Annotated in this window: 12 protein-coding genes; 3 read left to right on the forward strand and 9 right to left on the reverse strand. The window is 72.5% G+C overall.

Going from position 1 to position 12,320, the window contains the following annotated elements:
- Positions 1-6: 6 nt before the first annotated feature.
- From ACFXAE_RS26600 to ACFXAE_RS26610, 3 genes are all read right to left on the reverse strand, one after another.
- The gene (locus ACFXAE_RS26600) at positions 7-555 is read right to left on the reverse strand and encodes a VanZ family protein (RefSeq protein WP_384719232.1); all 549 of its coding nucleotides are present in this window, start codon (positions 553-555) and stop codon (positions 7-9) included.
- A 59-nt stretch (positions 556-614) separates the two neighbouring features.
- Entirely contained in the window at positions 615-1,286 is a 672-nt protein-coding gene (locus tag ACFXAE_RS26605) for a DUF4230 domain-containing protein (protein ID WP_384719233.1), read from the reverse strand.
- Positions 1,287-1,416: 130 nt separating this feature from the next.
- Positions 1,417-1,797, reverse strand: coding sequence for an anti-sigma factor antagonist (locus ACFXAE_RS26610; protein WP_384719235.1), 381 nt, complete (start codon positions 1,795-1,797; stop codon positions 1,417-1,419).
- A 529-nt stretch (positions 1,798-2,326) separates the two neighbouring features.
- On the opposite strand from ACFXAE_RS26610, the gene ACFXAE_RS26615 reads away from it, so the two are divergent.
- Positions 2,327-2,719, forward strand: coding sequence for a VOC family protein (locus ACFXAE_RS26615; protein WP_384719237.1), 393 nt, complete (start codon positions 2,327-2,329; stop codon positions 2,717-2,719).
- Positions 2,720-2,766: 47 nt separating this feature from the next.
- Here ACFXAE_RS26615 and ACFXAE_RS26620 read toward each other — a convergent pair whose 3' ends face one another.
- Complete coding sequence (locus ACFXAE_RS26620; protein WP_384719239.1) at positions 2,767-3,078, reverse strand: DUF4235 domain-containing protein; 312 nt, start codon at positions 3,076-3,078, stop codon at positions 2,767-2,769.
- A 64-nt stretch (positions 3,079-3,142) separates the two neighbouring features.
- Positions 3,143-4,168, reverse strand: coding sequence for a glutathione S-transferase family protein (locus ACFXAE_RS26625; protein ID WP_384719241.1), 1,026 nt, complete (start codon positions 4,166-4,168; stop codon positions 3,143-3,145).
- A gap of 101 nt (positions 4,169-4,269) precedes the next feature.
- Between ACFXAE_RS26625 and ACFXAE_RS26630 the strand changes: the two genes are divergently transcribed.
- On the forward strand, positions 4,270-5,235 hold the full coding sequence (locus ACFXAE_RS26630) for a cation diffusion facilitator family transporter (RefSeq protein ID WP_384719243.1): 966 nt from the start codon (positions 4,270-4,272) through the stop codon (positions 5,233-5,235).
- A gap of 77 nt (positions 5,236-5,312) precedes the next feature.
- On the opposite strand, the gene ACFXAE_RS26635 is transcribed toward ACFXAE_RS26630, so the two are convergent.
- The 4 genes from ACFXAE_RS26635 to ACFXAE_RS26650 all read right to left on the reverse strand — a co-directional run bounded on the left by ACFXAE_RS26635 (position 5,313) and on the right by ACFXAE_RS26650 (position 9,749).
- Complete coding sequence (locus ACFXAE_RS26635; protein WP_384719251.1) at positions 5,313-5,756, reverse strand: nitroreductase family deazaflavin-dependent oxidoreductase; 444 nt, start codon at positions 5,754-5,756, stop codon at positions 5,313-5,315.
- A gap of 96 nt (positions 5,757-5,852) precedes the next feature.
- On the reverse strand, positions 5,853-6,485 hold the full coding sequence (locus ACFXAE_RS26640) for a LysE family transporter (RefSeq protein WP_384719253.1): 633 nt from the start codon (positions 6,483-6,485) through the stop codon (positions 5,853-5,855).
- A 224-nt stretch (positions 6,486-6,709) separates the two neighbouring features.
- A complete protein-coding gene (locus ACFXAE_RS26645; RefSeq protein ID WP_384719245.1) occupies positions 6,710-7,357 on the reverse strand; it encodes a DUF4232 domain-containing protein in 648 nt (215 codons plus the stop codon).
- A 13-nt stretch (positions 7,358-7,370) separates the two neighbouring features.
- Complete coding sequence (locus ACFXAE_RS26650) at positions 7,371-9,749, reverse strand: SpoIIE family protein phosphatase (protein ID WP_384719247.1); 2,379 nt, start codon at positions 9,747-9,749, stop codon at positions 7,371-7,373.
- A 233-nt stretch (positions 9,750-9,982) separates the two neighbouring features.
- Here ACFXAE_RS26650 and ACFXAE_RS26655 point away from each other — a divergent pair, with 233 nt between their 5' ends.
- The gene (locus ACFXAE_RS26655) at positions 9,983-12,226 is read left to right on the forward strand and encodes a glycoside hydrolase family 9 protein (RefSeq protein WP_384719249.1); all 2,244 of its coding nucleotides are present in this window, start codon (positions 9,983-9,985) and stop codon (positions 12,224-12,226) included.
- Positions 12,227-12,320 lie beyond the last annotated feature (94 nt).

The following is a 12,320-nucleotide window of genomic DNA, read 5'->3' on the forward strand; positions in this document are numbered from 1 at the left end:
CGTGGGTCAGGCCTTCGGGCGGCGCGCGTGCACGGCCCGGCTCAGCCGGCGGCCCACGAGCAGGTAACCGAGCAGCGCCCCGCCGGTGTTCAGGATGACGTCGTCGATGTCGAAGGCGCGTCCGGTCACCAGGGCGCCCTGCGCGAACTCCACCAGCAGCATCACGACGGCCGTCAGCACCAGCACCCGCAGGAACCCGCGCGTGCGCGGTGCGACGACCGGGGCGAGCACCCCGAAGGGCACGCCGAGCAGGATGTTGCCGCCGATCTGACGCACGGCGTCACGCAGCGCGGGCTGGTCCAGATAGGCCCGCAGCGAGCGGCCCGGATGCAGATTGGTGTGGGTCAGCGCCTCCGAGGCGGGGGAGGGGTACAGGGTGAGCCGGGCCAGCACCGCGGCGAAGGCGACCATGAACACGAAGGCGCACAGCATCGCCAGCAACCGCGGGAACAACGGCAGCGGGCGCCGCTCCGGACCGTCCTCCGCGGTGCCGCGCCCGGACGGTCGCGGACGCCGGTGGAGCAGGGAGCGCGGACGTGGAACGGCGCGGGCCATTCGATCCTCCAGTCGTCAACTTCCTTGTTTCGTAAGCCGGTTACCCCCGGCCGTGCGGGTCAGTCGCCGTAGCTGATCCGCACCTTCTCGAAGCCCAGGGAACGCAGCAGCCCTTCGAGCATCTCCGTGGTGTTGGTCTCGGCCCGGGTGGTGAGTCCGCTCTCCTTCGCCGCGTCGCCGATGTGCCGCACGGCGAGCTTCTGGACGGCCTGCTCGCTGCCCGGGTTGTCCGAGAAGAGGTCGCCGAGCCGGTCGAACAGCCCGCGCTGCTTGGAGACGGCGTAGGAGCGTTCGGGGTCCAGGGCCGGCTTGCCCAGGCGGGCGTGCGGCAGCCGCAGCGTGGCGGACGTACGGTCGTCGTCGACCCGTACGTCGTCCTCGTCCAGCTTCCCGAGGTCGACATAGGCGTCGACGGTGCCCGCGCCCACGTACAGCGTGCGGCTGCCGCGGACGGCGTCCGGCAGGAACTTCGCGTCCTTCTCCAGGTCCACCACCACCTGGAAGTTGCCCGAGGCGGCGTCGTAGCGGCTGAGGTCCTGGACGGACTCCAGGAGCGCGGGCCCGGAGCGGTCCTCGGTCTCCGTGCCGAACAGGTCCTTCAGGCCCGGCAGTACACTCAGCCGGATCCCGGCGAACAGCACGACGAGCAGCAGCACCACCGCGCCGAGCACCTTCGCCCATCCGGGTACGCGCGCGATCGGTCCCTTCACGGGAGACGTCGGAGTCGTCATGGCGACGGCCCTCCTTCCTCCTGACCGAATGCCCCTCAGTTCCCGGTACAGACACGGAAGCCGGGGAACGGACGACCGCACCGGGAGCACGCGGGGGCGCACGGTGGGCGTCAGGGCGCGGACCCGGTGGTCAGAGCGGGCCGGAGGTGGCCCCGGGCTGTCGCAGGGCCGCGTCCAGGGTCGGCCACGGCGGCAGCAGCCGGGACGTGCCGGTGATCCGCAGCATGCGCAGGGTCAGCGGGTGGGTGCACACGAGATGCAGCCTGCCGGGGCCGTCCGCGATCCGCTGCCGGGCCCGGTACAGCAGGCGCAGCCCGGAGAGATCGAAGAACTCGACGCGGGTCAGGTCGATCACGATCCGGGCGTCCGGTTCGGCGGTGGCCATGTCCAGATGCGGGACGATCTCCGCGGCCGCGGCGATGTCGATCTCGCCGCGGAGCTCCAGCACCGTGTGTCCCCGGTCGTGGCGGACGCGCAGATGCCGGGTCAGCGGCGCAGGTTCGTACCGCACCACGCCATCACCTCCAGCCTGCTCCGTGCAACGGGGGAGCGGACCGGTCCCAACACCGGTCCACACCCTGCAAGTTACCTTCGGTCGAGTGCATTTGAGCATGTTCGATTGACATATGTCTTCGAATTGCGACCGAGTTCTTTCGAACCGGTCGGTCGGTCCCGGAAGCCCTCGTCGAAGCGTGACGGAATCCTCACTTCGGGCAGTGGCCGAACTTGATCCACGAGACTGCCGACCCGATGGGCTCCTTGCCGGCACCGCGAGTTGACCGACATCGCGGCGGGTCGCCTCGGGGCGCGTACACCTGCGTGCCGGGCTTCGCGATACGCAGGTTGAATCGAGAAGCGCCACGAGGAGGCCCCGAACCCAAATGATCCACGCCGTGACCGCTGGTGATCTCCGTTACCGCGCAAGGCAGTTGAGGCGCATGTATCCGTACGGGGACATGACTGAATCCGGCGAGCCGGGACAGGTGTCACGTACGGCGCGAGGCAGGAGCGCCCGCGCCCCGGACTCCCGCGGAGGAGACATGACCCTGGTGACGGCCGGCGTGGTGGTGCTCGACTGTGCCGAACCCGAGAAACTCGCCGAGTTCTACAAGGAGTTGCTGGAGGCGCAGGAGGTCGACGCCCATGTCAACCGGGTGGAGATCCGGGCCGCCGACGGTTTCCGCCTGGCACTGCGCCGCGACGTGAACGCGACCGCCCCGAGCTGGCCCCGCCCGGAGAACTCCCTCCAGGCGCACCTGGAGTTCGTGGTGGACGACCTGGACGCGGTGGAACGCCTGATCGTGGGCCTCGGCGGGCGCCCGATGGAGGCGGGTGACACCTCGGGACCCGCCGAGGAGCGCGGCTACGCCGACCCGGCGGGCCACTCCTTCACCGTCCGCCGGGGCGCGTCGACGGCGCCCAAACAGGGCTGACCCACCGCCCACCCCCCCGGGGGACGGTGGGCCGGCCTGCGGACGCGTCAGTCGCGGCCGCCCTTGTCCGGGACCGGCCAGGTGCCCGTGGAGCGTTCGATGGCCTTGGCGCCGGCCCGGTCCACGGCACTGCGGACCACCGCGAAGATGGCGCCCTGGATCGCCGCGGCCAGCAGAATCTCTCCCCAGCGGCGGTCGCGGTCCAGCGCGTCCGGCGCGTCGTCCTCGTGCCGGATCACCTTCCAGGTCTTCTGGAACGCCATTCCCGCCACGGTGCCGCTGGTCCAGCCCAGCGCGAAGCCGATCGGCTTGTACGCCATGGGCAGCTTCTTCTTCGCCTTCTTGCTCTTCTTCGCCACGTGGATCTCCTAGGTCGGCTTCGTCGTCTCTCGTCGATGGATGGAGCGTCGGGGGCCGGGGCGGTCAGGGGCGGCCCGGCGCCGGCACCTCCTCGCCGGCCCGCACCGGACCGGGCGGAGTACCGTCCCCGAACGGCCGGCCGCCCAGCTCCGCACGGTGGTGGGGCGCCGTCCAGCCGGACAGGTCGGGACCGAGGGGCACGATGCCGGACGGGTTGATACCGGTGTGCACCCGGTAGTAGTGCCGCTTGATGTGGTCGAAGTCCACGGTGTCGCCGAAGCCGGGCGTCTGGTACAGGTCGCGGGCGTACGCCCACAGCACCCGGTTCTCCGCCAGCTTCCACCGGTTGCACTTGAAGTGGCCGTGGTACACCGCGTCGAACCGCACCAGCGTGGTGAACAGCCGGATGTCCGCCTCGGTGATGGTGTCGCCGACCAGGTACCGCTGCCGCTCCAGCCGCTGCGCCAGCAGCTCCAGCCGCCGGAACAGGGCCGTGCACGCGGCCTCGTACTCCTCCTGGTCCGTGGCGAAGCCCGCCCGGTACACGCCGTTGTTGACGTCCTGGAAGACGTCGTCCGTCACCGCGTCGATCTCGTCGCGCAGCTCCCGCGGATACAGGTCGGGCGCCCCCTCGCGGTGCAGGGCCGTCCACTCGGTGGCGAGGTCCAGGGTGATCTGCTGGTAGTCGTTGGTGACCAGCTTCCCGCTGGGCACGTCCACGACCGCCGGCACGCTCACCCCGCCCGGGTGGTCCGTCTCGCGCCGGTCGTACGCCTCGCTCAGGTACCGGATGCCCAGGACCGGGTCGCGGCCGTCCGGATCCAGGGTGAAGCGCCAGCTCCGGTCGTCCTGCAGCGGGTCCGTGACGGCCAGGGACAGGGCGTCCTCGAGACCGAGCAGCCGCCGGGACACCAGCGCCCGGCTCGCCCACGGACAGGCCCGGCTCACGACGAGCCGGTAACGCCCGGCCTCCGCCGGCCATCCGTCCCGGCCGTCCGCGGTGATCCGGTCCGCGAAGTGGGCCTTCGACCTCTTGAACTTCTTCCTGCCGTACGAACTGTTGCCGCCGCCCCCGTCGTCGCGGCCCATGGTGTTCTCCTCGTCGTCGTTCGGATGTCCTTGTGACCGCGTTCCCCGTTTTCCGCCGACGGCACGGTGTGCCCTGGGCCGACCGGGGCAATCGGCCGAGGGTGAGTACTCGATCGGATCGCAGAACCCGGATCACCGTGCTGGTGGCGCTCGCCGCCAATCTGGTGATCGCCGTCGCCAAGGCCGTCGGCGGACTGGCCGCGTCCTCCCCCGCGTTGCTGTCGGAAGCGGCGCACTCGGTCGCCGACAGCCTGAACGAAGTGTTCCTGCTGGCCGCGCTGCGGCGCAGCCGGCGCCCGGCCGATCGCCGTCACCCGTTCGGCTACGGCAAGGAGCGGTTCTTCTGGTCGCTGCTCGCGGCCGTCGGGATCTTCGTGATGGGCGGCTGCTTCTCGTTCTACCAGGGCGTCGAGGCGCTCAGGAACGGGAGCGAGGAGGACCTGAGCGGCTATGTCGCCGGACTGATCGTGCTCGGCGTCGCCCTGCTCGCCGAGGGCGGCTCCCTGCTGCGCGCCCTGTACCAGGTGCGCAGGCAGGGCGGCCTGGGCAGCGGACTGCGTGATCCGGCGCTGCGCACGGTGGTCGCCGAGGACGGCACCGCGGTGGTGGGCGTCACCCTGGCCGTCGTGGGCATGGCGCTGCACATGATCACCGGACAGGCGGTGTGGGAGGCGTCCGCCTCGCTCGCCATCGGCGCGTTGCTGGTCTACGTCGCCTTCCGGCTCGGGCGTGACGCCCGCGACCAGCTGATCGGCGAGGCCGCCGACCCGGAGGCGAGCAGCCGGATCCGGGAGCTGCTGTGCGAACAGCCCGAGATCGACAGCGTGGAGGCGCTCCTCACGATGAAGACGGGCCTGGACACCGCCCTGGTGGCCGCCCGCGTCGACCTCGTGCCCGGGATGGACAGCGAGCGGGTGGAGGAGGTCGCCGTACGCATCAAGCGATCCATCGCCCGTGAGGTGCCCGAGGCGGAACAGATCTTCCTCGACATCACCGAACGGGGGGATCCGGAGGCGCGGGAGGCATGGGAAAGCCCCGCCGCGACGGGGGAGCGCGGCGGGGCCTGAACCACGCGTGCCCGGCGGCCGGTGCTTCATGCGCGCCGGGGCGGAGATTTTCCCTCCGCCCGCCGAACCCGCGTCCGTCAGCCCTGTTCCCGCCGCTCCAGCACGAAGACGGGGATCTCACGGTCCGTCTTCTCCTGATAGTCGGCGTACGGCGGAAAGGCCGCGACGGCGCGCTTCCACCACTCGGCCTTCTCCTCCCCGGTGACCTCACGGGCCGTCATGTCGAACTTGGCCGGCCCGTCCTGGAGCTCCACGTGCGGGTCGGCCTTGACGTTGTGGTACCAGACAGGGTGCCGGGGGGCGCCGCCCAGCGAGGCGACCGCCGCGTACCGCCCCTCGTGCTCGACCCGCATCAACGGGGTCTTGCGCAGTTTGCCGCTCCTCGCGCCCCGGCTGGTCAGCACGATGACGGGCCTGCCCTGCAGGGTCGTCCCCTCCGTGCCGCCGGAACTCTCGTACAGCTCCACCTGGTTGCGCACCCACTGCGTCGGACTGGGGTCGTACTCGCCCTGGAGAGGCATGGCATCCATCCCGTCGTTCTCTCGTACTGCTGTCGAGTCGATCACTCCTGCAACACCACCGCACGCCGGATTCATCCGAACCGGGCCCGCGGGCCGTCAGACGGGCGCCACCGCCGTGTGCACCGCGAGGGCCGTCATCACCCCGGACGCCGCCGGCGCGGTCACCAGCCGGCCCCGGTGGCCGGTCGGCGCCCGGCCCAGCAGGGCACCGCCGCCGGCCGGCAGCACCTGCCGGCTCGCGGACGCGGCGAAGGCCGCCGTCACGAACACGGCCTGCTCCAGGGGCCCGGCCGCCTCCCCGCCGCGGGAGCCGGGCACGAGCGCCGCGAAGTAGATCACGGTGGTCGGGTCGAGGAGGGTGATCCCGAGCAGCGACAGGTACACGCGGACGGTGCCCGGGGGAGCGGCTTCGGTGCGGGCGGCGAGCCGCCGCCCGCGGTAGCGGCGTACGGCGCCGGCCGCGCCCCACGCCGCCGGCGCGAGCAGCACCGGCACACAGACCCACCGCACCGGCGCCAGGGCCGGCCGCAGCGCCGACGCGAGGGCGGAACCGCCGAGTACGGCCGCGAGGGCGTACAGCCCGTCGGCCGTGGCGACGCCGAGGGCCGCGCAGACCCCGGTGCGCAGGGTGGTGCGGGCGGTCAGGGAGACGAGGTGGGCCCCGACGGCGCCCACGGGGACGGCGATGCCGTAACCGGCGAGCAGCCCCGCGAGCAGGGCGGCCGTCATGAGCACGGCGGCGTCGGTCCTCCCCGCGGCGGGCCGGGCTGCCGCTGTCGGCCCGCCGCGGGGGCGGTGGCGGACAGCGGCATGGGGAGAGGGCTCGTGGGCATGGCAGGATCCTGGGGCCCTCCGGCCGGGGCGGGCAATCGGTTTTCCGCCCCCGGGCAGTGGCGAGCCGCGTCCGGTCGCCGGCCACCAAGTGACCCCTCACCAAGATCTTCATCGATCTTCTAGGGTCCGGTGCCCGGCTCCAGAACGGTGAGGAACACCGAGGAGGAATTGCCGGACACCGGGACCGCACCGGCCTTCCACGGCGCCTTCAGGGGGTCGCGTTCGTCCGGTGGGGTGACGAGGAGCGCCGCCGGGACGGCCGCGCGGGCGCCGCTGACGCCGGGGCTCGCGTAGCGCAGCCCCGCCCAGGCACTGGCGCCGGGCGCCAGGGTGACGGTCGCCGGGTCACCCGGGGTGCGCTTCGGGTCCCGGCCCAGCTGTTCGCCGGCCGCGTCCACGAAGGCGGCGCCCGGATGGCCGTGCAGGGTGCAGGTGCGGGAGGAGACGTTCGTCAGCACGACGGGGAAGTTGCGCTGTCCCGCACCCGGGTCCATCCGGCCGACGGCGGCGCTCAGTTCGGCGGTGCGGCACCGGGACGCCGAGTGCTCCGTGGGCCCGGCGGACGTCGGGGACCGGTCGCTCGTGGAACCGGCGGCGTCGCTCGGGACGGCGCCGCGCGGGGAGTTTCCGGCGGTCCGTCCGGCGGACGCGGAGGGCTGCGGGGTGGTGCCCGCCGTTGTGCTCTCGGTGCCGCAGGAGACCAGCGCGCCCGACAGGACCAGCGCGCCCACCACCGACATGCTCGTGTGCCGCGATCCGTTCGCCATGGTTCACCCCATGTCACATCTCGTCCACCAGGGCCAGTTCCGACCAGATGGTCTTGCCGTCGGCCGTGTGTCTGCTGCCCCAGCGCTGGGTGAGCTGGGCGACCAGCAGCAGGCCCCGCCCGCCCTCGTCCCAGGTCTTGGCCCGGCGCAGATGCGGTGCCGTGTGGCTGGTGTCGGACACCTCGCAGATCAGCGTCGAGGCGTCGTGGATCAGCCGCAGCCGGATGGGCGGGGCACCGTACCGGATGGCGTTGGTGACCAGCTCGCTCACCACCAGCTCCGCGGTGAACGACGCCTCGGTCAGCGCCCAGGTGGCCAGTTGCTCGAGGACCTGCTTGCGGATGGGGGCGACCAGCGCCGGGTCGGCGGGGATGTCCCAGGTGGCGACCTGCGCGGACGGCAGACCGTGGGTACGGGCCAGCAGCAGGGCCACGTCGTCCGTCGCGCCGCCCGGCGCGAGCACGGTGTGCAGGACCCGGTCGCAGGTCTCGTCGAGCGGGCCGGCGGCGTTGGACAGCGCCTCGCGGAGCAGGGCCTGACCGGCCTCGGTGTCCCGCCCGCGGGACTCGACCAACCCGTCGGTGTAGAACGCCAGCACCGCGTCGTCGGGCAGTTCCAGCTCGACCGACTCGAACGGCAGCCCGCCCAGGCCCAGTGGCGGCCCGGAGGGCAGATCGAGGTGCCGGGCCGGACCGCCCGGCGGGATCAGCACCGGAGCGGGGTGCCCCGCCCGGGACAGGGTGCAGCGCCGCGACACCGGGTCGTACACCGCGTACAGACAGGTCGCGCCGACCTCGCCCGACGTGGGGTCGCCGCCCGACTCCTGCGAGAGGTGGAGGACCAGGTCGTCGAGGTGCGTGAGCAGTTCGTCGGGTGCCAGGTCGATGTCGGCGAGGGTGCGCACCGCCGTGCGCAGCCGGCCCATGGTCGCGGACGCCTGGATGCCGTGCCCGACGACGTCCCCGACCACCATGGCCACCCGCATCCCGGACAGCGGGATCACGTCGAACCAGTCGCCGCCCACACCGGAGCGCGCGGCCGGCAGATAGCGGGTGGCCGCCTCCACGGCGGCCGTGTGCGGCAGGGTGCGGGGGAGCAGGCTGCGCTGGAGCGCGAGGGTCGTCTCGCGTTCACGGGAGTAGCGGCGGGCGTTGTCGATGCAGACGGCGGCGCGCGCGGTGACCTCCTCGGCCAGCAGCACGTCGTCGTGGGTGAACGACTCGGGACGCGTGAAGCGGGTGAAGGCGGCCACCCCGAGGGTCGTACCGCGCGCCTGGAGCGGGACGGACAGCATGGAGTGGACGCCGAACTCCCGGACCTGCCGGGCACGTGCCTCGTCCACCGCGAGCCACGGGTCGAGATCGCCGGAGAGCACCGAGGCCGCGACGCTGTGGCCGGCGACCAGCGAGTCGGCCTGGGGCGCGGCGGCCGGGTAGACGACCATCTCGCCCAGGCGGGCGACCGCCTCGGGGTTGCCCGGTGTCAGGGACTGATGGGCGACCCGGCGCAACGAGACGGGCGTGGTCAGCGGGCCGGTGGGCTCGCCTCCGGGCTCCTCGGGCTCCAGCAGGTCCACGCTGACGAAGTCGGCGAGCGCGGGCACGCACACCTCGGCCAGTTCCTGCGCCGTCCGGGTGACGTCCAGGGTGGTGCCGATGCGCATGCTGGCCTCGTTGACCAGCTGTAGTCGCTCCCGCGCCCGGTACTGCTCGGTGAAGTCGTGGGCCGTCGCGCACACGCCCCGCACCCGGCCGGACCGGTCGGTGAGCGGCGCGAGCCGGGCCAGCCAGGCATGCGCATGGTTCTCGCCGGTGGCCTTCATGTACGTCTGCATCTCGGTCGGCCGGCCGGTGCGCAGCACCTGGCACAACTGGCGCTCGAGTTCGGCGTGCTGCGGCCGGCCGCCGATGTCGGTGGGCCGAAGTCCCCGCAGGTGGGGGGCCGGCAGCCCGAGGAGGTGGGCCATGGCGTCGTTGACCCCGCGCAGGCGCAGCCCCCCGTCGAAGACCATCGCGGCGCAGGGCGACTGGAACACGGCCGTCCTGACCAGCGGGTCGTCGGGCAGTTCCTGGTCCGTGGCGTCCAACGGGGTGACGGCGAGCCATTCCCCCGGACCGTCGCCCGCCGACTGCCTGTGGTGGGCCAGCACCCACGCCGTGACGGCGGAGCCGTCGCGGTGCCGCAGGGCGAGGGTGCCGCTCCAGCGGGCGGCCGGGAGCCGGGGCGGGCCCGAATCCTCGGCCAGCAGGTCGGCGGCCGGGCGGCCGACGACCTCCTCGGCCGTGTGCCCCAGTAGCAGGCGCGCACCCTCGCTCCACCGTGCGAGCGTGCCGTCGGCGGCGATGACGGCCCGGGCCGTCACGGCATCGTCGAACGGGTCGTCCGGCCTCATCGTCGCCACTCCATCGCGCACACTCACCGTGAACCGGTGCATCGCCTGAGTTCCAGCCTAGTGGGTCGCGGCCCGACACGGACTGCGAACCTCCGCTCCGGGTGACCGTCACCAGTCCTGTCCCAACCGTTGACGGAGTGTCACACCAGCCACAACCATGGTCCGCGTACGGAAATGGGAGCGCTCCCATATGTGCTTCCGTGCCCCCGCACCTCCCCAAGAGGAGCCCAGACGTGAACAGACGCAGAACCGCTCTGCTGTCCCTCACCGGCCTGCTGGCGACCGCGCTCACCGCGCTGCCCGCCGCCCCGGCCGGGGCGGACGAGGCCGAGCAGGTCCGCAACGGAACCTTCGACAACGGCACCGACGCCTGGTGGGCCTCCGCCGGCGTCACCGCGGGCCCGTCCGAGGGCCGCCTGTGCGCCGACGTCCCCGGCGGCACCGCCAACCGCTGGGACGCGGCCGTCGGCCAGAACGACATCGCCCTGGTGAAGGGGGAGTCGTACCGCTTCTCCTTCAGCGCGACCGGCTCGCCCGCGGGCCATGTCGTGCGGGCGATCGTCGGCCTGCAGGTGGAGCCGTACGACACCTACTACGAGGTGTCCCCGCAGCTCAGCGTCTCGGGAGACACCTACTCGTACACCTTCACCTCACCCGTCGACACCGCGCAGGGCCAGGTCGGCTTCCAGCTCGGCGGCAGCGCGGACCCCTGGCGGTTCTGCGCGGACGACGTGTCCCTGCTGGGCGGGGTCGCCCCCGAGCCGTACGAGCCGGACACCGGGCCCCGGGTCCGGGTCAACCAGGTCGGCTACCTGCCCGCCGGCCCGAAGAACGCCACCCTGGTCACCGATGCCGGCGAGCGGCTGCCCTGGCGGCTGAAGGACGACGAGGGCCGGGTGGTCCGCAAGGGCTGGACCGTGCCGCGGGGCGTGGACGGCTCCTCCGGGCAGAACGTCCACTCCCTCGACTTCGGCTCCCACCGCGAGCGCGGGACCGGCTACACCCTGGTCGTGGACGGCGAGACCAGCCGGCCCTTCGACATCGACGGGCGCGCGTACGAACGGCTGCGGCTGGACTCGGCGAAGTACTACTACACCCAGCGCAGCGGCACGGCGATCCGCGACGACCTGCGCCCCGGTTACGGCCGCCCGGCCGGACACGTGGGCGTGGCGCCCAACCAGGGCGACGGCGCGGTGCCCTGTCAGCCGGGCGTCTGCGACTACACCCTCGACGTCACCGGAGGCTGGTACGACGCCGGCGACCACGGCAAGTACGTCGTGAACGGCGGCATCAGCACCTGGGAGGTGCTCAGCACCTACGAACGCGCCCGGCACGCCCGCACCGGTGAGGCGGACAAGCTCGGCGACGGCACGCTGAACATCCCGGAGAGCGGCAACAAGGTCCCGGACATCCTCGACGAGGCGCGCTGGGAACTGGAGTTCCTGCTGAAGATGCAGGTCCCCGAGGGCGAGCCGCTGGCAGGCATGGCCCATCACAAGATCCATGACGAGCAGTGGACCGGACTGCCCCTGCTGCCGAGCGACGACCCGCAGAAGCGCGAACTGCACCCGCCGACCACCGCCGCCACCCTGAACCTCGCGGCCACGGCCGCCCAGGCGGCACGGCTCTACCGCTCCTACGACAAGGAGTTCGCGGCCACCGCCCTGGCGGCGGCCCGCAAGGCCTGGACGGCGGCCCTCGCCCACCCGGACCTCCTCGCCGACCCGGACGACGGCATCGGCGGCGGCGCCTACCCCGACGACACCGTGGCCGACGAGTTCTACTGGGCGGCCGCCGAGCTGTACCTCACCACGGGGGAGCGGCAGTTCGAGGAGTACGTCCTGAACTCCCCGGTGCACACCGCCGACATCTTCGGCCCGACCGGCTTCGACTGGGCGCGCACCGCCGCGGCCGGCCGGCTCGACCTCGCCACCGTGCCCAACCGGCTGCCCGGCCGGGACAAGGTCCGCCGCTCCGTCGTCCAGGGCGCGGACGGCTACCTGGCCACGCTGAAGGCCCACCCGTACGGCATGCCGTACGCGCCGGCCGGCAACGTCTACGACTGGGGCTCCAGCCATCAGGTGCTCAACAACGCGGTCGTCCTCGCCACCGCCCACGACCTCACCGGCGCCTCGAAGTACCGGGACGGCGCGCTGCAGAGCATGGACTACATCCTGGGCCGCAACGCCCTGAACATGTCGTACGTCACCGGCTACGGCGAGGTCAACGCGCACAACCAGCACAGCCGCTGGTACGCCCGCCAGCTCGATCCGGACCTGCCGAACCCGCCCGCCGGCACGCTCTCCGGCGGACCCAACTCCAGCATCCAGGACCCCTTCGCCCAGTCGAAGCTCCAGGGCTGTGTCGGTCAGTTCTGCTTCATCGACGACATCCAGTCCTGGTCCACCAACGAACACACCATCAACTGGAATGCGGCCCTGACCCGCATGGCCTCCTTCGTGGCCGACCAAGGCTGACATCCCTCCCGGCGGGGGGGGGGGGGGGGGGCGGGGGCGGGCCCCCCCCCCGCCCCCCCCGGGTAGGGGGGGCCCAGGCCAGCATTAATGTAAA

It is taken from the genome of Streptomyces sp. NPDC059454 (assembly GCF_042749965.1).
In the GTDB taxonomy this organism is placed as follows: Bacteria; Actinomycetota; Actinomycetes; order Streptomycetales; family Streptomycetaceae; genus Streptomyces.

Excerpts from the sequence above, each read along its gene's own strand:
- ACFXAE_RS26635 (WP_384719251.1), bottom strand. The coding sequence starts at position 5,756 with ATGCCTCTCCAGGGCGAGTACGACCCCAGTCCGACGCAGTGGGTGCGC.
- ACFXAE_RS26615 (WP_384719237.1), top strand. The coding sequence starts at position 2,327 with ATGACCCTGGTGACGGCCGGCGTGGTGGTGCTCGACTGTGCCGAACCC.
- ACFXAE_RS26640 (WP_384719253.1), bottom strand. The coding sequence starts at position 6,485 with ATGACGGCCGCCCTGCTCGCGGGGCTGCTCGCCGGTTACGGCATCGCC.
- ACFXAE_RS26625 (WP_384719241.1), bottom strand. The coding sequence starts at position 4,168 with ATGGGCCGCGACGACGGGGGCGGCGGCAACAGTTCGTACGGCAGGAAG.
- ACFXAE_RS26600 (WP_384719232.1), bottom strand. The coding sequence starts at position 555 with ATGGCCCGCGCCGTTCCACGTCCGCGCTCCCTGCTCCACCGGCGTCCG.
- ACFXAE_RS26605 (WP_384719233.1), bottom strand. The coding sequence starts at position 1,286 with ATGACGACTCCGACGTCTCCCGTGAAGGGACCGATCGCGCGCGTACCC.
- ACFXAE_RS26645 (WP_384719245.1), bottom strand. The coding sequence starts at position 7,357 with ATGGCGAACGGATCGCGGCACACGAGCATGTCGGTGGTGGGCGCGCTG.
- ACFXAE_RS26650 (WP_384719247.1), bottom strand. The coding sequence starts at position 9,749 with ATGAGGCCGGACGACCCGTTCGACGATGCCGTGACGGCCCGGGCCGTC.